The organism is Bradyrhizobium cosmicum (genome assembly GCF_032290525.1).
GTDB classification, from domain to species: Bacteria; Pseudomonadota; Alphaproteobacteria; order Rhizobiales; family Xanthobacteraceae; genus Bradyrhizobium; species Bradyrhizobium cosmicum_A.
Map to the genome: position 1 here is coordinate 1 of NZ_JASXTA010000322.1, position 262 is coordinate 262.

At 53.1% G+C, this 262-nt stretch carries 1 protein-coding gene; it reads right to left on the reverse strand.

The features are described from left to right. Window positions 1-262: hypothetical protein (locus tag QSV46_RS40120; RefSeq protein WP_314964171.1), on the reverse strand; the 262-nt coding region annotated here is incomplete at both ends.

Below are 262 nucleotides of genomic sequence, written 5' to 3' on the forward strand. Positions count from 1 at the left end.
GCGCTGGAGAGCTCAAAAGTTTTTGAAAAGACTTTCTGGCGTAGATTTTTTGCCAGTGATGTTCCCACAATGGCGGTGCAAAAGCCAGTGATAACTGCCAGCACGAGTGATCCCAGAGCAGCGCTGAGCATCAGCGCGCCATCGCCGGTGAGGTCTGACGCTACTGTGCCGGGGGTAGCTACTCGCATCGTGATTCTTTGCATATAGTCGGGAACCTTCAGGTCTAAAAAGACCTGCCCCACAATGGACACTAGGGCAAGAG